This is a genomic window from Streptomyces sp. NBC_00986, from assembly GCF_045162565.1.
In the GTDB taxonomy this organism is placed as follows: Bacteria; Actinomycetota; Actinomycetes; order Streptomycetales; family Streptomycetaceae; genus Streptomyces.
Genome location: NZ_CP108733.1, coordinates 10,367,300 through 10,386,340, shown reverse-complemented (window position 1 = coordinate 10,386,340; position 19,041 = coordinate 10,367,300). Strand labels below are relative to the sequence as shown.

Genomic DNA, 19,041 nt, shown 5'->3' with positions numbered 1-19,041 from the left:
AGCGGCGCGCCCCCGCCCTCGCTCATGCGACGGTCAGCGTGAGGGCGCCCGTGTAGGTCTGGCCCGGTGTGATGGCCGTGGCCGTCCGGTCGACCGTCAGCGTGACCTGCTTGCCCCGGGGCGCCTTGACGGTCGCGTCGGCGGCGAGGGCGAGCCGGGTCAGGTACGAGGTGCCGGTGACCGTCCAGGTCGAGCCGCTGTTCAGCCGCACGATCGCGCCGTTGTTGACGGCTGCCTGCGTGGTGTTGGTGACGATGCCCAGCTCGTAGAAGGTCGACGCGTCGATGCTGGAGACGCGGTGCTCGGCCTTCGACGCGGAGATGATCCCCTCGACACTCGCGTCCTCGAAGGTGAGGACCATGTTCTTGCCCGTGCGCATGCCGTTGTAGAAGTCCCCCTTCAAAGCAATGGAGTTGAAGGTGGCGGCCCCGTCGGTGGCGTGGACGGCGGTCGGGTCGAAGCTCGTGTCCTTCGCCGGGTCGCCGGTGGGCTCGGTGTAGACGCCGATGTTCATCATCTTGCCGTTGACGTTGACCGGGCCCGGGTCGTCCAGCTCGATCATCTGGAGGATGATCCCGTCGCGCGGGTTGAGCCGGGCGCCCTGGGAGCCGTCGACGCTGATCGTGGTCTGCTGGCCCTTGTTGAGGAACGTGGCCCGGTCGGAGTTGATCACCGTGCCGCCGTCGAGAGTGAGTTGACCGGCGCCGAAGAACATGTAGCCGAAGTGCCCGGAGTTCACGACGGTGTTGCGCGCCGGGATCGACGCCAACTCGGCCTTGGACAGCCCGAGTTCCAGCTCGGTGTTGAGCGCGGACACGGCGGCCCTGGTGCTGTCCCCGTAGTGCACGACCGCGGCCGGGCCCGCGATGATGGTCGCGTAGCTGCCGACGTCGAGCCGGGAGCCGAGCACCCGCACGGTCGCGTCGCCGATGGCGTAGGTGCCGTAGCCGTACTCCCCCGTGTTGCCGAAGTGGCTGTTGATAGCGGTCAGTTTGAGCCCGCTGCCGCCCTCGACCGACAGGGCGCCCCAAGTCTCGGAGAACACGGTCGAGTTGAGGTAGGTGGCCTTGCTGTTCTTGCCGATGAGGTTGGTGGCGCGGACGTTGCCGTCGAGGCCGAGCATCCAGGGCACGGACTCCATGTACGGGGTTTCCACGGTGGCTTGGTAGTCGGCGGGCAGGACGCCGTTGCGGGCGCGGAGGACGGAGTCCTTGACGATGACGTTGGCCCCGCCGCCGGCGATGACGGCGGTGCGGACGACTCCCTTGTTGTCGATGCGAGCGCCGGCCACGACAAGCGTGGTCGCGGAACCGCCGCCGACGACCGCGGCGCCGTAGCCCGCGAAGTCGCAACGGCCGTTGCCCGTAAGGGAGATGGAGGGCCGGTCGAGCGTATAGGTGGCGTCCTGGACGTACACGCCGTCGAAGCACTCGCCCGTCGAGGTGATCGACACGTTGTTGGCGTAGGCGTCGGTGAGCTTGCCGCCGAGGACGGCCGCGAGGACGGACTTGTCCGTGACCACACCGTCGCCGTCGACGTACACCGCCTGCCGGAAGGGGAAGGTGAGCGTCTCGTACGTCACCTCGTTGGCCGCGGCGACGGTCAGGACGACGTCTCCCCGGTAGGTACCGGCCTGGATCAGGGTGGCCGTTCCACCGGTGGCGGTGAGGAGTTGACCGGTCTCCACGCCGTCGACGGTCAGGGAGAGGCTGGAGCCGTCCGGGGCGACGATCGTGCCGCCGGCGGCGATGGACAGCTCGCTCACGCGGGTGGTCGTGGAGACCGTGTACGTCTCACCGGATCCGACCGAGATCCGCTTACCCGAAGTCTTCGTATTCTTGGGGGACTTGAGGTCCGTCGGGGCGGCGGTGGCGGAGACCGCCGGCACCAGTACGGCTCCGGCCGTGGCGGTACCGGCGATCAGGACCGAGCGTCGGGTGATCAGCGTCATTGCTTGCCTTCCCAGGGATCGATGCGCCGTCGCGCAGTGTGACCGGCCGGCCGTCGAACGCGGGATGCGGACGGCCCGGCGGAGGCACCGAAGGTGCGCACGAGGGAGTGAAGCAGCCATGAGAACGAGGGAATAGGCGGGTGGCGCACACATATGGGAGTCCGATGCCTCGGATCACGCCGACCATTTCATGGCGGTCACACAGAGTCGTCATAGCGGGTGGACGGGCGCGGACACGACGGCGAGGCGGGCGGCTCGTCAGCCGTCCACCTCGCCGTTCTCCGCACTCCGTTCAGCTACGACGGGGCGATCATCCCGGCCGACAGGTCGATGTCGGCCCCGCACAGGCCGGGCATCGCGAGCATCGCCACGAGGGCCTGCGCGACCTCGCGCTCCTCGACGAGCCGGCCGAGGGCGGCCCGGGAGGCGAAGTCGCGCTCGGCCTCGGCGACCGTGCAGCCGGTCAGTTCGGCGGTGAGCCGGAAGTTGCGGTCCATGCGCGGGCCCCGAACCGGGCCCGGGGAAAGGGAGTTGACCGCGATCCCCTGTGGGCCGACCTCCCCGGCGAGCGTCCGGGTCAGGCCGAGCAGCGCCATCTTGGAGGCGGTGTACGGGGTGCGGTTGAGCAGCGGGCGCTTGCCGCTCACCGAGGCCACGTTGACGATGTCACCGCGTCCGGCCGCGAGCATCGGCGGCAGGAAGGCCCGGCACATCAGATAGACGCCCCGGACGTTGGCGGCGAACACGTCGTCCCACTCGTCGGGCTCGATGTCGACCAACGGCCTTACGGGACCGGCGACTCCGGCGTTGTTGACGAGCAACAACACGTCCTCGTCCGCGAGTTGGGCAACCAGGGCACTGACAGCCTGCGGGTCGGAGACATCACAGGAGGCCGTACGCGCCTGTCCGCCGCCCTTCTCCACCTGTGCCGCCGCCTCCGCCAGCGCCGTCTCGTTACGCCCGACCAGGATCACCCGGGCACTGGCGTCCGCGAGGGCCAGCGCGAAGGCGCGCCCCAGCGGTCCGCCACCGCCGGTGATCAGTGCCGTACGGCCGTCCAGGGTCATGCGGTGTTCCAGGGCAGCTCGTCGCCCGCGGCCCTCGCCGCCCGTACGTCACCGGAGCGCGCATGCCCCTCGAACAGCTCCACACGTGCCGCCCGTCCGCACAACCGGCCGAGCAGCGCCTGGGAGTCGGTGTCGGTGACCTCCTGATAGGTCACCGTCTTGAGGTACTTCCCCACCCACAGGCCGCCGGTATAGCGCGCGGCACCACGTGTGGGCAGCACATGGTTCGTGCCGATGACCTTGTCGCCGAACGACACACAGGTGCCCTCGCCCAGGAACAGGGCGCCGTACTGGGTCATCCGTTCCAGCGCGAGGCGCGGCTCGGCGGTCAGCACCTCGACGTGCTCGAAGGCGAACTCGTCGGCGAGGGCGTACAGCTCGTCGAGGGTGTCGACGACGTGGACCTGGCCGTGGTCGCGCCAGGCGGGCCCGGCGAAGTCGCGGGTGGGCATGCCGGGCAGGAGGCGTTCCACCTCGGCCATCGTCTTCTCGGCGACCTCGCGGGAGGTGGTGATGAGGACGGCCGGCGAGTCGGGCCCGTGCTCGGCCTGCGAGAGCAGGTCTACGGCGCACACGAACGGGTCGGCCTCGTCGTCGGCCAGCACCAGGATCTCGGTCGGCCCGGCGAACAGGTCGATGCCGATCTCCCCGAACAACTGCCGCTTGGCCTCGGCGACATAGGCGTTGCCGGGCCCGGCGATCAGGTTGACCGGCCGCATCGTGTCGGTGCCGACGGACATGGCGGCCACCGCCTGCACCCCGCCCAGCAGCCAGATCTCGTCGGCGCCGGCAAGATGCATCGCGGCGACGGTGGCGGCCGGGATCTCCCCGTGGATGGGCGGCGTACAGGCCACGACCCGGGGCACGCCCGCGACCTTGGCGGTGACGATGGTCATGTGGGCGGAGGCGGTGAGCGGGTTGACCGGCCGCATCGTGTCGGTGCCGACGGACATGGCGGCCACCGCCTGCACCCCGCCCAGCAGCCAGATCTCGTCGGCGCCGGCAAGATGCATCGCGGCGACGGTGGCGGCCGGGATCTCCCCGTGGATGGGCGGCGTACAGGCCACGACCCGGGGCACGCCCGCGACCTTGGCGGTGACGATGGTCATGTGGGCGGAGGCGGTGAGCGGGTAGCGGCCACCGGGGATGTACGCGCCCGCCGCCTGCACCGGGATGTGCTTCTGCCCCAGCCGCACACCCGCCAGCGTCTCCACCTCGAACTCCCGCAAGGAGTCCAGCTGGTGACGGGCGAAGGTGCGCACCTGGTCCTGGACGAAGCGGATGTCGTCGATGACCTGTTGCGGCACCGACGCCACGATCCTCTCGACCTCCTCGTCCGTCAGCCGGAAGGAGTCGGGGCTCCACTTGTCGAACTTCTCTGAGTAGGCGCGCACCGCCTCGTCGCCGCGCGCACGGATGTCCGCGATGACGCCGGTCACGGTCTCGCGCACCTGGTCGAGGGAGGCGGTCACCTCTGATTTGGGCACGGCGTGCTTCAGGATCGTTGCCACAACTGCGGCCTTTCTGCGGGTGGTTCGCGACAGGGGGGTGCCACACAGGAGAGACGGGCGCGTCAGACGGGCGGCGCTTCGAAGAGCACGTCGGGGTCGTTGAACTGCTCCTTGGCGACCGACTCGCTCATCGGGTCGGCGGTGCCCCACTGGTCCTGGGTGACCGGGTCGTCGACGTCATGGCGACCCGGGTGCCACACGTCCTCTTCGAGGACGGCGAGTTCGGTCGTGTACTCGACGGTGTTGCCGTGCGGGTCGTGGAAGTACGAGAAGGTGTTGTCGCCGGCGAGATGCCGTCCGGGCCCCCAGGTCAGCCGGGTCCCGGCGCGCAGCGCCCGCCCGGTGCCGCGCATGTACTCCTCGACCCCGCGCATCTCGAACGAGGCGTGGTGCAGGGAGACATGGGGGCCGCGGGCGATCGCGAAGGAGTGGTGGAGCGGGCTGCACCGCAGGAAGTACATGAGGTCGCCCATGTGCGTGGAGTACAGGGTGTCCGTGAGCCGGAACCCGAGGTGCTGAACGTAGAAGTCCCTCAGCCCTTCCGGATCCTGGGAGTTGACCACGCAGTGCGAGAGCCGGACCGGGATCGCCTCGCGCTCCTCGATCTTGCGGTGGGCGCGGGTGGCGACGTCCGCCGACACCTCGACGACCCGCCCGTCCGGGTCGAAGAACCGGAAGCCGTAGCCACCGCCCGGGGTGTCCAACGCACCGGGCTCACCGAGGAGTTGGATGCCGGCCCGCCCCAGCCGCCCGTGCAACTCGTCGACGGCGGCCGGTGATGCAGCGCCGAAGGCAACGAGGTCCATCCGCTTCCGTTCGTCCTCGCGGATACGAACGATGTACTGCTCGGGGCTGCCCTCGGCGGCGAAGAAGGCGACACCGCTGTCGCCTGCGACCTCGGTCAGGCCCCACGTCGTGCCGTAGAAGGCGCGCTGGCGGGCGAAGTCCGGTACGGCCAGGTCGACATGGCGCAGATGGGTGATGGGCTGGAAGCTCATGCGTGGCTCCTGACGGTGTTGCGCTGGTGGCCCAGGCCGGTGATCTCGGACTCGACGACGTCGCCGGGCTTCAGGAAGACGCCCCAGTGCGCGCCGTTGCCGGCCGGGGAACCGGTGAGCAGCAGGTCGCCGGGGCGCAGGGTGGTGGTCGTGGAGATGTACGCGATGAGCCGTGGGATGTCGAAGATCATGTCCTTCGTCGACTCGTCCTGGCGGACAACTCCGTTGTGGCGCAGGGTGATCCGCAGGTCGCCGGGGTCTCCGACGAAGGCGGCCGGTACGAGGAAGGGCCCGGTCGGCAGGAAGGTGTCGGCGTTCTTGGCGGTGAACCAGTCGGTGCCGATGGCCTTGAGGTCGGGCCGGTAGAGGCGGTCTCGGGTGGTGAGGTCGTTGCTGATCGTGTACCCGGCGACGTACTCCATCGCGTCCTCGGCCGCGATGTTCTTGCCCGACTTGCCGATGACCAGGGCGAGTTCGAGTTCCCAGTCGTGCTGTTCGCCGAGCGCGGGGAGCACGATGTCGTCGTAGGGACCGGAGAGGGCGCGCGGGGAGCCGAGGAAGACGTACGGCACTCCGTTGCGAGCGCGCTCGTCCATCATCAACTCGGCGTCGGCGCGGGCCTCTTCGGGGGTGGCGCCGTGCACGCTCTCCTTCTCTGCGGCGACCAGATCGACCACGTGCTTGCGGTAGTTGGCGCCGCTCTGCAGGATCTGGCCGGGTTCGATCGGCGTCAGGACGCGCAGCGCGGCCAGCTCGTGCCAGGTCCCCTCGGTGGACCGGGCCAGGCCGTCGAGCCGGGGCAGCCGGCTGTCCCACTCCTCGACGAGCGCGCGGATCGACGGCACGAGGTCGGAGAGGTCGCGCACGCGGTCGCCGGTGACCAGGCCGGGGAAGTCCGCCGCACCGGAGGCGAACGTGCCGAGCGCGAACGGTCCGGCGTGGGTGGGCAGTTGATCGGGCACGGCGCTCTCCTCGTACGGGTGGGGGCTCGCCGTCGACGCTAGGGAGCCTCGGGGCGCGGCGGAAATGGCGATCCGCGATGCCTGCCATCACCGGCCCGGCGGGCACGCGACCGCTCGTCCACCGGCGGCCCGCCGGACGGCTGAACTGCTGGTCCATCGCCGTACGGGATGCATGACGTCCCCCTTGCCGATGCCTCGATCCGTTGACCCCCGCGTCGGGCGCCACGCAGGCTCGGAGCACCCCACCACCCGAGGAGCGCACCGTGGTCGTCGAGCATGCCGAGCTGACCGTCGAGGCAGGTCGTGAGCGGGAGTTCGCGGAGGTGTTCGGCAAGGCCCGCGAGGTGCTCGCCGAGGCCGACGGCTTCCGCTGGGCCGAGCTGCTGCGCGGTGCGGAGCGCCCGACGACCTTCCTCCTGCTGGTCGGCTGGGAGTCGGTGGAGGCGCACACGGTCGGATTCCGGGAGTCCGAGGCCTTCGGGCGCTGGCGGGCGCTGGTCGGGCCGTTCTTCGCCGAGCCGCCGGCCGTCGAGCACTTCCACGAACTCGGCGCCCGCTTCTCGGGCTGACCCCCACTCTTCTGTCTACGTTCGCAAGGATCGCCCATGCCCGTACAAAAGGTGCTCGTCGTCGGCGGCGGCATCACCGGAAGCATGCTGTGTCTCGCGCTCGCCCAGCGCGGCGCCGAGGTCGAGCTCGCCGAGATCTCTCCGCAGTGGTTCGGTGTGGGCCATGGCATCACCCTTCAGGGCAACGCGCTCAAGGCACTGCGTTCCGTGGGTGTGCTGGACCGGGTGCTGACCCGGGCGGTGCCGTTCGACATCATGCGGCTGCGCCGCGCCGACGGCGGGCTGCTCACCGAGTTGGACACCCCGCACACCGGCGGGCCCGAACTGCCGTCCACAGCAGGGGCGTTGCGCTCGGATCTGCAGGACGCGCTGTGCGACGCGGTGCGTGCGCACGGGGTGCGGGTCCGCCTCGGGCTGACCGTGGACCGGCTCGACCGGTCGCCGGACCAGGTGGACGTGGTTTTCACGGACGGTTCGACCGGCCGCTACGACCTCGTCGTGGGCGCCGACGGCATCAACTCGGCGATGCGCGAACTGATCGGCATCGACGCCAAGCCGCGTCCCGTCGGCATGTCGATCTTCCGAGTCGTCGCGGAGCGCCCCGCCGAGATGGACTGCGCCGAGGTGTACTACGGCGGCCCCCGCTTCAAGGCCGGCTACAGCCCGATCTCCCCCGACCAGTGCTACGCCTACCTCCTCGACGAGAACCTCGACACCACCCTGATCGGACCCCGCGCACCCCTCGCCCTGCTGCGTGAACGCGGCGCCGGATACGGCGGCACCTGGGGCAGGATCCTCGCCTCGCTGCCCGACGACACGGCGGTCGACTACCGCTGGATCGAGGCGATCCTCGTCGACGAACCCTGGCACCGGGGCCGCGCCATGGTCATCGGCGACGCCGCGCACGCCTGCCCGCCGCTGATCGCACAGGGCGCCGCGATGTGCATGGAAGACGCCGTGCTGCTCGCGGAGTTGGTGACGGGCGACGAACCGACCGAGAAGGCCCTGGACCACTTCATGGCCCGGCGACTGCCCCGCGTCCGGATGGTCCTGCAGAACTCCCTCCAGCTCGCGGACTGGGAGATCCACCCGGACACCCCCGGCGCCGACCCGGCCCGGATCATGTCGGAGACCCTGGGCAACCTGACGGCGGCGGCGTGAACAGCGCTTCGCCCGTGGTCGACTTCCACGGCCACCTCGCCGTCCCCGCGGCCGACGCCCTGGTCGCGGGCACCCCGGGTCTCGCCGCGGAACTCGCCGCCGAGCAGCGCGCCCACTCCCCCGCCTCCCTGACCACCAACCGCGCCCAACTCCAGCGCCTAGCGCAACAGTTGACGGACGTCACCATCCGCCTCGCGGACCTCGACGCGATGGGCGTCGACATCCAGGTGGTCGGCCCGATGCCGATGCACCACTACTGGGCGGACCCGGACCTCGCGATCCACCTCGCCCGCACGGTCAACTCGACCGTGGCCGCGCACTGCGCCACCGCACCCGACCGCCTGTACGGCCTGGGCACCGTCCCGCTCCAACACCCGGACCTGGCGGTCGCGTTGCTGGACCAAGCCGTCAACGACCATGGCCTGTACGGCATCAGCGTCTCCACGACGGTCGACGGCCGCGAACTCGCCGACCCCACGCACGACGTGGTGTGGCAACGGGCCGAGGAGCTGGGCGCGATCGTCTTCGTGCACCCCTGGGGCTGCTCCCTCGGCGAGCGCCTGGCCACCAACTACCTGGGAAACACCGTCGGTCAGCCCGTGGAGACGACGGTCGCGCTGTCGCACCTCATCTTCACCGGCGTCCTCGACCGCTTCCCGCGCCTGAAGCTGGTGGCCGCGCACGGCGGCGGTTATCTGCCGACGTACATCGGCCGCTCCGACCACGCCTGGCAGGTACGGGAGGACGCGCGCGGTTGCGTGGAGCCGCCGAGCGCGTACCTGCGGCGGATGTGGTTCGACGCGCTGGTCTACACCCCGGGCGCGCTGCGTCATCTCGTCGAGGCGGTGGGCGCGGACCGGGTCGTCCTCGGCACCGACCACCCCTTCGACATGGGCGTCGACGACCCGGTGGCCCGTCTGGACGCGGCCGGGCTCACCCCGGCCGACCGGGCCGCCGTCGCCGGGGACAACGCCCTCGAACTGCTCCTGAAAGGACGTACCCGATGACCACCGCCGCCCTCGGCCCGATCGAGGAAGAACTCGCCAAGGCCCGTTCCGCCTACCGCAATTGGGGCCGCTGGGGCGAGGACGACGTGCTCGGCACGCTCAACTTCATCGACGACGCGATCCGCGCCCACGCGGTCGGCCTGGTCCGACGCGGGCGGTCCTTCTCGCTCGCCCAGGAGTTCAACGAGTCGGGCCCGCAGCGCGGTTTCCGCGGCCGTATCAACCCGGTCCACTACATGCGGGACACCGGCTCCGACGCGGCGGCCGGCACCCAGGGTTTCCCGCACGGCTTCGGCGGCGCCGACGACCACGTCCTGATGCCCTTGCAGGCCTCGACGCAGTGGGACGGCCTGGGCCACATCTACGACAACAAGCAGGCGTGGAACGGCCGTCCGTGCACCATCGTCAACGGCGACGGCGACTCGGTCACCGGCATCGAGCACATGAAGGAGGCCTTCACCAGCCGTGGGGTCCTCCTGGACGTGGGCCGTGCGGTCGGCGACGAGCACGGTGAACTCCCGGACGGATTCCCCATCTTGGAGGAACATCTGCGGGCCACGATCGAGGCGCAGGGCGCCACCAGTTCCGTACGGCGCGGCGACCTGGTTCTGATCCGCACCGGCCAACTCGGCCGCGTACGGCGGCTCGGCGCGTGGGGCGGTTACGCCGCCGGTGACGCGCCCGGCCTCTCCTTCACCACCCTCGGCTGGCTGCACCGCACGGAGATCGCGGCGATCGCCTCCGACACATGGGGACTTGAGGTACGGCCCTACGAGTTTCCCCAGCCCGCGATGTCCCCGCTGCACCAGATAGCGATCCCGAACATGGGCCTCCCGCTGGGCGAGATGTGGGACCTGGAGGCACTGGCCGAGGACTGCGCGGCCGACGGTGTCTTCGAGTTCCTGCTGGTCGCCGCACCGCTTCCGGTGACGGGCGCGGTGGGTGCCCCCGTCAATCCGATCGCGATCAAGTGAGCACCCCCGTGAACCTGAACCGCTTCTCCGGCACCCTCCACCTCCCCGACGACGAGGACTTCGAGACGGCGTGCTTCGGGCGGGTCTTCAACTCCCGCCGCCCGACGGACCGTTCACCGGCCGCCGTGCTGATGGCAGAGTCGGAGCAGGACGTCGTCGAAGGGGTACGGCTCGCCCTGGAGCGGGGCTGGCAGGTCGCCGTCCGTTCCGGCGGGCACAGTTGGGCCGCCTGGTCGGTGCGTCAGGACGCGCTGCTGATCGACCTCGGGGGCTTCCGCGAGATGGCGTACGACCCGGGGACCGAGATCGTGACAGCGACCCCCAGCGTCAAAGGCGGCGACGAACTCAACCCGTATCTAAGCGAGTTCGGGCGCTTCTTCAACGGCGGGCACTGTCCCTCCGTAGGCATCGGCGGCTTCCTCCTCCAGGGCGGCCAGGGCTGGAACGCGCGCGGTTGGGGCTGGGCGGCGGAGAACATCGTGGCGATCGATGTCGTCACCGCCGAGGGCGAGTCGGTGCGCGCCGACGAGACCCGCCACAGCGATCTGTTCTGGGCGGCGCGTGGCGCAGGCCCCGGCTTCTTCGGTATCGTCACCCGCTTCCATCTGCGCACGCGCCCGCTGCCGCAGTACCTGGGCCACACCGTGCACGCCTACCCGCTCGGCCTGTTCGACGAGGTCATGACCTGGCTGCACGGCATGCACCACACGGTCTCGGACCTGGTCGAGATCGTCGCGCTCACCCAGACACCGCCCGACCTGGACGAACCGGTGCTGCTCGTCACGGGCGTGTCGATGACCGACACCGCCGAACAGGCCGCCGAGGCGCTGGCTCCGCTGCACGCCAACCCGTACGCGGACCGGGCGTTGTTCCGCGTGGAGGCTCAACAGACAACGCTGGCCGAACAGTTGGCGGGACAGCGCCTCGCCAACCCGGAGGGCCACCGCTATCTGGTCGACAACGCCTGGCTGACCGGCCCCGCCGACGAGGTCGTCCCGGCGATCCGCAAGGCATTCACCGAGCAGCCCACCCGGCAGACGTTCACCATCTGGTTCTCCATGGCCCCGTTGCGCCAACTCCCTGACATGGCCTTCTCGTTGCAGTCGGATATCTACTGCGCCACGTACGTCATCCACGACGACCCCTCGCGGGACGAGGAGTTGCGCGCCTGGCTGGACGGGGCGATGGCGGACATGGAGCCGGTGACAGCCGGCCAGTACCTAGGCGACTCGGACTTCACCGTGCGGCAGTTGAGGTTCATGGGTGACGAACAGTGGCGCCGACTGCGGGAGATCCGGGCCGCCTACGACCCCAAGAGCCTCTTCGCCGGCTACCTCAGCACGGGCACCGTCACCAACACCAACCACTGGGAGCAGTGAGCGATGCGTTTCGCGACATACGAGTACAAGGGCGTGGAGCGCGCCGGAGTCGTCCGCGACGGGACGATTCATCCGCTGCCCGAGGGCATCACCGTACTGACCCTCCTGGAACAGGACGTACTCCACGCAGCCGGTACCGAAGCCCTGCGCACACCAAGCGACTTGACGGTTGATCAGGTCCGACTGCTGCCTCCCCTCAAGCCGCCGTCCATCCGGGACTTCGTCGGGTTCGAGGCGCACATCGAGGGGGTCTCGAAGTCCCTGGACGGGCTGGAGCACGTGCCCGAGGAGTGGTATCGGGCGCCCAACTTCTACTTCACCAACCCCCATGCGGCATACGGTGCCCACGACAACGTGCCGGTCCCGGCGGGCTGTTCGGTGCTCGACTTCGAGTTGGAGGTCGGGGTGGTCATCGGGCGCGCCGGACGTGATCTCACGCCGGAGCGGGCACGCGAGCACATCGTCGGCTACCTGGTCTTCAACGACTGGTCGGCGCGCGATCTGCAGAAGCCGGAGAAGAACCTCGGGCTCGGCTTCTCCAAGGGCAAGGACTTCGCCAACACGCTCGGCCCCTGCCTGGTGACCGCCGACGAGGTCGAGGACCGGCGCGACCCGGACGGCTTCCTGGACCTGGAGATGACCGTCACCCTCAACGGGGAGCTGATCGGCCGCGACACCCTCGCCAACGTGTCGTGGACCTTCGAGGAGATGATCGCCTACGCCTCCCGGGACGCGTGGGTGCGCCCCGGGGACATCCTCGGCTCGGGCACCTGCGGCTGGGGCGCGCTCGCCGAGTTCTGGGGCCGGGTCGGCGAGCGCACCCCGCCGCCGCTCCGGCCCGGGGACGAGGTGACGCTCGCCGTGGAGCGCCTCGGCACCCTCTCCAACCATGTCGTGCCCGGCCGTACGGACGTGTACCTGCCGCGCGCCCGCAAGCGCGGCCGGACCCCCCGGCCGTAGAAACGTCAGAAGAGCTTCCGACCTGCGCACATCCGGGGATCCGATGGCAGCTATCGGATCCCTGTGACTTCTCCCCCGGCCCCTTCCTCGGTGGGAAACCGCTCGTTACGCTCCGGTTCCACCGAGCTTCAACGACGCGGCCGGAAGGACACACGCATGGGTCTGGGAGCAATCGACCTGAATCTTCTGGTGGCTCTGGAAGCCCTCCTGGAGGAGAAGAACGTCACCCACGCGGGGGTGCGGCTGTCCACCAGCCAGTCCGCGATGAGCGGCTCTCTGGCCCGGTTGCGGCGGCACTTCAACGACGAGCTGCTGGTGCGGGTTGGCCGCGAGTACGAACTGACGCCGCTCGCGGAGCGGCTGCTTCCGGTCGTCCAGTCCTCCCTGCACAAGGCGGAGGAAGCGCTGTCGCTGACCAGGCACTTCGACCCCTCGCGCAGCCGGCAGCGGTTCTCGGTCGTGATGTCCGACTACGTCATGACCGTGTTCATGGAACCGCTGCTGCGGGCCCTCGCGCAGGAGGCCCCGGGCATCCGGATCGACTTCCACCCCATCGTCATCGGGCAGTTGGAGACGGAGACCCATCTGCGCTGCCACGACCTGATGATCGTGCCGCTCGGCTATCAGCTGCCGGGTGTCAGCGAGACCGTGATGCACGACCGGTTCGTGTGCATCGTCGACCCGGACAACCCGCGGCTGGTGGACGGGCGGCTCTCGCTGCGCGATCTCGCGGAGATGCCGCATGCGGCGTGCCTCATCGGCAAACTCACGCCTGCCGACCGGCAGTTGGAGACTCTCGGCATCACACCCCGGGTGCAGGTCAGCACGCCCGGCTTCAACGTGCTGCCGTTCCTGGTGGGCGGCACCGACCTGGTCGCCGTGGTCCCCGAGCGGCTCGCCCGGCGCTACGAGGGCTTCGCGCGCTGTGCCGTCGTACCGACGCCCTTCCCGGACGTACCGCTGGTGGAGGCCATGTACTGGCACCACAACCGGCACGCGGACCCGGCGCACCGCTGGCTGCGGGAGACGGTCCGCGAGGTGGCCTCGTCGCTGGACGACCCGGTGGTCCGGGAGATCGTCGGCGCGGATGCCACCCATGCCGATCGTGCGTTTCCGGAGCTGACCCCGGCTTCCTAGCGTGGACGGGAGACAGCCCGCACCCCCTGGAGGAACCGTGAGCCGCACGCGTCTGGCCGGTCGTACCGTCGTCGTCACCGGGGCCGCGCAGGGCCAGGGAGCCGCCGAGGTCGCGGCCGCGGCCCGGGAGGGCGCGACGGTGATCGCTACGGACGTCCTGGACGAGGCGGGCGAGAAGCTCGCCGTGTCGCTTCGGGGCGACGGCCTGGACGTGACCTATCGGCACCTGGACGTGTCGTCCGAGGACGACTGGGCGGACCTCGCGGCTTCCCTCACGGAAGTGCACGGCCTGGTCAACAACGCGGGCATCGCCGTGCGCGCCCGCCTCGGTTCGGTCGAACTCGCCGACTGGAACCGGGCGTTCGCGGTCAACACCACGGGCGCACTGCTCGGCATCCAGGCGCTCACCCCGCTGATGCCGGCCGGTTCGTCCATCGTGAACGTCGGTTCGGTCGCGGGCCTCACCGCGCACCACGCGGTCGCGTACACGGCCAGCAAGTGGGCGCTGCGCGGCCTGTCGAAGGTGGCCGCGCTGGAGCTGGGTTCGCGCGGCATCCGTACGAACGTGATCCACCCCGGGTACATCGAGACCCCGTTGATGGCGTCCGCGAACCCGGTGTTCGTCCAGGCCCACCTGTCGCTGACCCCGCAGGGCCGGGCGGGCACGGTCGACGAGGTGGCGCCACTGGTCGTCTATCTGCTGTCCGACGAGGCGTCGTACGTCAACGGCGCGGAGATCACCGTCGACGGTGGATACGCGGCGCACGGCGGGGTGAAGGCGATCACGAACGCCCTCGACGCCACGTGACGGCCGGTGTCCTGGGGGGCACCGACCGTCGTGGGTGAGGAGCGAGGCCCTACTGGTCGGTGCGGTCGGTGCGGAAGTTGGCGGTCAGCCGGTTGATGCTCTTGACCGCGAGTTCGGCGAAGTTCGAGCGGGCGACGATGGCGGTCGTCTCGCCGTGCCGTCGGACGCTGCGCAGGTCGCGCTGGACCTGGCGCGAGAGCTGCTGGAGCTCGCGTTGGGCGGTGTCGAGCCGCCGCTCGGCGGCGCTTCGGGCCTGCCGGTGCTCCCGTCGGGTGCGGGGAGTGGCGGTGCTCTCGGACGAGGTCTCTGTGGGCATGTCGGTGCTCGCTTCCGTGACGGTGGGTCGCGTCGCCGCGAGGGGGCGGACGCCGACGGTGTCCAAATAGGCTTCTACGGCGGGGAGTTCGGCGCTGTCGACCACGGCTGCGACGTATCCGTCCGGGCGGACGAGCACCCACTGCTCGGCGGACAGTCCGTAGGCACTCTGGACGCGGTCACCGCTGTCGACGATGTCGCCCCGGGTGCCGATGGTGTGAATGTGCAGGCCGGGGCGCGCTGGCGGGGCCGAGGCCTCGTCGACGTCGTGGCCGAGGAGGGTCCAGTGCGGCCCTTGGAACAGGCTGAACAGGCGGGTGGGGAGGCCGCCCGTGCCGGTGACGGGCGAGTCGGGCGCGCGGTCGCCGGCCAGTACGCCCTTGTCGCGCGCCGAACTGTGCAGCGACAGGGGCGAGTTCAGGTAGCCGAGGTCGAGCTGGCTGACCTCGCGGCCCCGGTGGATGTCACGGTTCTTGGCCGCTTCGAGCAGCTTCTCGGACAGACCGAGGACGGCTTCGGCGATGGGCCGGCGTTCCTGCTCGTACGTCTCCAGCAGGGAGTCCGGTGCGCCGTCGAGTACGGCGGCGAGCTTCCAGCCGAGGTTGTAGGCGTCCTGGACACTGGTGTTGAGGCCCTGCCCGCCGGTCGGCGGGTGGCAGTGCGCCGCGTCCCCGGTCAGGAACACGCGCCCCTGCCGGTAGGTGTCGGCCAGCCGGGCGTTCATCTGGAACGCGGACGCCCAGGACACGGAGCGGATCACGACGTCGTCGCGGCCGGTGCGCTCGCGGAAGAAGGCGGTGAGTCCCTCGGCCGAGAGGTCCAGGTCGACGTCGAAGGGGACGGGTGCCTGGAGTTGGAACATATCGGTGCCGTAGAGCGGGCACATCGAGACCTGCCCGGCGGTGTCCTCGCCCCAGCGGTGCCAGGCGTCCGTCGAGACGCCGTCCACGTACACGTCGGCCACGATCGCCCGTACGCCGAGGGTCTTGCCGGGGAAGCCGATCCCGAGCGTCTTGCGGACGAAGCTCGATCCACCGTCGGCACCGATCAAGTACCGTGCGCGTACGGCCTGTTCGCCGTCCGGGGTGGCGATGCGCGCGGTCACGCCGTCGCCGTCCTGGTCGAAGCCGACGAGTTCGTGGCCGTAGTGCGGGGCGTGGCCCAGCTCGGCGAGGCGTTCGCGCAGCCGGCGCTCGGTGAGGAACTGCGGGACGAGCAGGGGTATTTGGTACGGCTCCTCGGGCGTCGGCTCCGACATCTCCACGCCGACCTGGTCGATGGGCCCGTCGGCCGTGTAGATGCGCTGGACGGGATACTCGCCGCCGGAGGCGACGATCCGGTCGATCACGCCGAGGTCCTCGAACACCTCTTGACTGCGGGGCTGGATGCCCTTGCCGCGCGAACCGACGAACGGGTGCGGCGCCTTGTCGATCAGCAGGAAGGCGATGTTCCGGCGGGCGAGGTCGAGGGCGAGGGTCAGACCGGCCGCGCCGGTGCCGCAGATGATGACGTCGGTGTCTGTGGTGGGGGACATGGCTCTGTGCTCCTAGGGTAATTCCGGTACGAACTGCATGACGGTCGGGGCGAGTTCAGGGCACCAGGACGGTGCGTACGCCCGGGACCTCGGGCGCGTTCCACGCGCTCTCGACCTCGGCGAGGGGTACCGCCTGCGCGGTGACCGCGATGCCGCCGCTCTCGATCTCCTCGACCAGGGACGGGAGTTCCTCCAGATACGTCCTGGTGGACACCGCACCCTGGCCGTTGCCCTGGAGCCGGAAGTTCGCCGAACGCAGTGCCACTGACGGGAGCTCGATGGTCGGACCCGCCATGGCGCCGATCTGGATCCAGTTCAGGGCGCGGCTCCGGTCGGCGCGGGCCCGCAGCAGCGCCATGATCGCGTCACCGGCCGGCTTGCCCCACAAGTAGTCGATGACCAGGTCGACTTCGGCGGCTTCCTTGGCCAGCGCCGTCGCGGTGGCGTCGGCGTCGTCGGTGAGCGCGACGGTCGCGTCCGCGCCGAGCCCGGGCAGGGTGGCCAGGCGGGCCTGGTCGCGTCCGGCGCCGACGACCCGACCGGCGCCGAGCCGCTTGGCGACCTGGACGGCCATCTGTCCGGCGTTGCCGGTGGCGCCGAGGATCAGCACCGACTGCCCGGCCTCGATCGGGACGCGGCGGCGCAGCGCGACCCAGGACGACATGGCCGGGTTCATCCCGGCGGCGATCTTCACGACGTCCGCGCCGTCGGGCAGCGGGATGCTGTGCCGGCTGTCGATGACGGTCCGGGTGGCCATCGGGCCGACCAGTTCGTCGTCGGCGACGAAGTACACGAGGCGCCCGTCCGCACGGCGGCCGACCCCGTCGACGCCGGGGACCAGCGGCAGCTTGCCGGTGCTCGTGTAGTGGTTGCCCGACGCGCCGGTGCGGACTCGGGGGTGCAGGCCCACGGCGAGGACGTCGACGATCTCCTGGTCCTCGTCGGTCGACGCGGGCAGGTCGAAGGGCTCGTAGCGGGGCGGGGTGCCGAACGAGCTGACGACGGCGGCGTGGATGTCCATGGCTGCTCTCCTCGGATGTGATGCGCGGACAAAGGCCCTGGTACGTGACACGAAGCATTTGATACGTGACACAAAGGATTTAGTGTGTGTCGCGAATGTTTTAGTTCGTGACACCAATCAAATTAGTAGGTGCCGCGTACCTTTGCAAGTAGGATCAGGAGGTGACTTCATCCCATGACATGCCGCCCCCGCCCACACCGTCGCCCGCACCGTCATCCGAAGACGAGGATCTCGGCCTGGTGGACGGCCTCGCCCAGCTGTCGTTCCTGGTGCAGAGCGCCCTGACCGAGATCGCGGGGCAGCACGACCTGTCGGTCGTCCAGACCCGGATGCTCGGGATACTGCGGGACCGCGAGCCGACGATGAACCAGCTCGGCCGGCACCTCGGCCTCGACAAGTCCTCGATCACGGGACTGGTCGACCGGGCCCAGCGCCGGGGTCTGGTCACCCGTACGCCCAGCACCGTCGACCGCCGCTCGTTCCAGGTGTCGATCACCGACGCCGGCCGACAGCTCGTGGAGCAGGTCGCCGCCCAGTTCGCCGAGCGGATCGAGCGGTGTGTCGAGCCGCTTCCCGCAACCGACCGGAAGCGGCTGTCGCGCATGGCGACACGGATCGTGACCGCCGACGCCCACGACCGGGGCATCGACCTGCGCACCGATCCCCGCTGACCGGACTCCGTCAGACGGAGCTGCGCGGCACCGTCACCACATGCTTGCCCACGACGCCGCCGCGCTCGAACGCCTGGTGCGCCGCGGCGATGTCCGCGAGCGGGTACACGCTGTCGATCACCGGGCGCAGCGCGCCCGAGGTGACATGGTCGGCCACATCGCGCAGCACGGGGGTCTCGGGGTTGGCGCTGAAGGTGCGGATGCGGCGGGAGCCGTGCACGCTCGACGCGGCGATCGCGGCAATGGCGGACGGGGACAGTCCGACGGTGACCATCCGGCCACCCTTGGCCAACCGGCCGCGGTAGCAGTGCAGTTCCGTGCCGACGGTGTCGACGATGACGTCGAACGGCCCGATCTGGTCCGAGGTGGTGGAGCCGTAGTCCAGGACCTCGTCGGCGCCGAGTTCGGTCAGGAGCTTGGCGTGGCGGTCGCGGGCCAACGCGGTCACATGGCCGCCCATCGCGTGCGCCAACTGCACGGCAGCCGTGCCGACTCCGCCGGCCGCGCCCCGGACCAGGACCTTCTCGCCGCCCACCAGGCGCACACTGTCGCGGAGCGCGATCAGCGCCGTGGAACCCGCGACGACCAGGGAGGCCGCCTCGACCGACGAGAGGTCCGCCGGGGCGTGCGATATGCGCTCCGCGGAGACCACGACGTACTCGGCCGCCCCGGCGACGGAGTGCTTCTGCCGGGGGTGCACCATGCCCCACACCCGGTCCCCGACCCGGTAGCCCTCGACACCGGCGCCGGTCGCGGCGACGACGCCGGCGAAGTCCAGCCCCACGCCGATCGGGAAGCGGCGCCCCGACACCATCTTCAACTCCCCCGACCGGACGATCACATCGTGTCCGTTCACGCTGGACGCCTCGACCGACACGAGGACCTCACCCGCGCCGGGAGTGGGACGGTCGACCTCGTTGACCTGCAGTGCGTCCGCGGTACCGAAACTCGTGATCTGAACGGCCTTCATGTCGCTGTTCCTTCCGTGGCCTGCTGTGTGGTTGATCCGATGGTGG

At 70.1% G+C, this 19,041-nt stretch carries 17 protein-coding genes; 9 read left to right on the top strand and 8 right to left on the bottom strand.

Features of this window, described 5'->3' with window-relative positions:
• Window positions 1-22: 22 nt before the first annotated feature.
• The 5 genes from OG504_RS46740 to OG504_RS46720 form a co-directional block, all read right to left on the bottom strand.
• Window positions 23-1,951 (bottom strand): hypothetical protein, encoded by a 1,929-nt coding sequence (locus OG504_RS46740; protein ID WP_405995242.1) that lies wholly within the window; start codon window positions 1,949-1,951, stop codon window positions 23-25.
• Window positions 1,952-2,247: 296 nt separating this feature from the next.
• Window positions 2,248-3,018, bottom strand: a complete 771-nt coding sequence (locus tag OG504_RS46735) for an SDR family NAD(P)-dependent oxidoreductase (protein WP_405995241.1) — start codon at window positions 3,016-3,018, stop codon at window positions 2,248-2,250.
• Complete coding sequence (hisD, locus tag OG504_RS46730) at window positions 3,015-4,529, bottom strand: histidinol dehydrogenase (RefSeq protein WP_405995240.1); 1,515 nt, start codon at window positions 4,527-4,529, stop codon at window positions 3,015-3,017. The genes OG504_RS46735 and hisD overlap by 4 nt, the downstream gene beginning before the upstream one ends.
• Window positions 4,530-4,591: 62 nt before the next feature.
• Window positions 4,592-5,527, bottom strand: coding sequence for a VOC family protein (locus OG504_RS46725; RefSeq protein WP_405995239.1), 936 nt, complete (start codon window positions 5,525-5,527; stop codon window positions 4,592-4,594).
• Window positions 5,524-6,489, bottom strand: coding sequence for a fumarylacetoacetate hydrolase family protein (locus OG504_RS46720; RefSeq protein WP_405995238.1), 966 nt, complete (start codon window positions 6,487-6,489; stop codon window positions 5,524-5,526). The genes OG504_RS46725 and OG504_RS46720 overlap by 4 nt, the downstream gene beginning before the upstream one ends.
• A 263-nt stretch (window positions 6,490-6,752) precedes the next feature.
• Here OG504_RS46720 and OG504_RS46715 point away from each other — a divergent pair, with 263 nt between their 5' ends.
• From OG504_RS46715 to OG504_RS46680, 8 genes are all read left to right on the top strand, one after another.
• Window positions 6,753-7,058 carry an antibiotic biosynthesis monooxygenase family protein gene (locus tag OG504_RS46715; protein WP_405995237.1) on the top strand — a complete coding sequence of 102 codons (306 nt, stop codon included), beginning with the start codon at window positions 6,753-6,755 and terminating at the stop codon, window positions 7,056-7,058.
• 36 nt (window positions 7,059-7,094) lie between these two features.
• Window positions 7,095-8,219 (top strand): FAD-dependent monooxygenase, encoded by a 1,125-nt coding sequence (locus OG504_RS46710; protein WP_405995236.1) that lies wholly within the window; start codon window positions 7,095-7,097, stop codon window positions 8,217-8,219.
• Window positions 8,216-9,226: an amidohydrolase family protein gene (locus OG504_RS46705; protein ID WP_405995235.1), complete on the top strand. Its 1,011-nt coding sequence runs from the start codon at window positions 8,216-8,218 to the stop codon at window positions 9,224-9,226. Before OG504_RS46710 ends, OG504_RS46705 begins: the two co-directional genes overlap by 4 nt.
• Window positions 9,223-10,200 (top strand): cyclase family protein, encoded by a 978-nt coding sequence (locus OG504_RS46700; RefSeq protein ID WP_405995234.1) that lies wholly within the window; start codon window positions 9,223-9,225, stop codon window positions 10,198-10,200. The genes OG504_RS46705 and OG504_RS46700 overlap by 4 nt, the downstream gene beginning before the upstream one ends.
• Before the next feature lie 8 nt (window positions 10,201-10,208).
• Window positions 10,209-11,579: an FAD-binding oxidoreductase gene (locus OG504_RS46695; RefSeq protein ID WP_405996598.1), complete on the top strand. Its 1,371-nt coding sequence runs from the start codon at window positions 10,209-10,211 to the stop codon at window positions 11,577-11,579.
• A 3-nt stretch (window positions 11,580-11,582) separates the two neighbouring features.
• Entirely contained in the window at window positions 11,583-12,539 is a 957-nt protein-coding gene (locus tag OG504_RS46690; protein ID WP_405995233.1) for a fumarylacetoacetate hydrolase family protein, read from the top strand.
• A 156-nt stretch (window positions 12,540-12,695) separates the two neighbouring features.
• Window positions 12,696-13,676, top strand: coding sequence for a LysR family transcriptional regulator (locus OG504_RS46685; protein ID WP_405995232.1), 981 nt, complete (start codon window positions 12,696-12,698; stop codon window positions 13,674-13,676).
• Window positions 13,677-13,713: 37 nt separating this feature from the next.
• Entirely contained in the window at window positions 13,714-14,484 is a 771-nt protein-coding gene (locus OG504_RS46680) for an SDR family NAD(P)-dependent oxidoreductase (protein ID WP_405995231.1), read from the top strand.
• A gap of 49 nt (window positions 14,485-14,533) precedes the next feature.
• Here the strand turns inward: OG504_RS46680 and OG504_RS46675 are convergent, their stop codons facing one another.
• On the bottom strand, window positions 14,534-16,333 hold the full coding sequence (locus tag OG504_RS46675; RefSeq protein ID WP_405995230.1) for an FAD-dependent oxidoreductase: 1,800 nt from the start codon (window positions 16,331-16,333) through the stop codon (window positions 14,534-14,536).
• Between the two features lie 55 nt (window positions 16,334-16,388).
• On the bottom strand, window positions 16,389-17,354 hold the full coding sequence (locus tag OG504_RS46670; RefSeq protein WP_405995229.1) for a zinc-binding dehydrogenase: 966 nt from the start codon (window positions 17,352-17,354) through the stop codon (window positions 16,389-16,391).
• A gap of 161 nt (window positions 17,355-17,515) precedes the next feature.
• Here OG504_RS46670 and OG504_RS46665 point away from each other — a divergent pair, with 161 nt between their 5' ends.
• Entirely contained in the window at window positions 17,516-18,025 is a 510-nt protein-coding gene (locus tag OG504_RS46665) for a MarR family winged helix-turn-helix transcriptional regulator (protein ID WP_405995228.1), read from the top strand.
• A gap of 10 nt (window positions 18,026-18,035) precedes the next feature.
• Here OG504_RS46665 and OG504_RS46660 read toward each other — a convergent pair whose 3' ends face one another.
• Window positions 18,036-18,995 carry an NADP-dependent oxidoreductase gene (locus OG504_RS46660; protein ID WP_405995227.1) on the bottom strand — a complete coding sequence of 320 codons (960 nt, stop codon included), beginning with the start codon at window positions 18,993-18,995 and terminating at the stop codon, window positions 18,036-18,038.
• Window positions 18,996-19,041 lie beyond the last annotated feature (46 nt).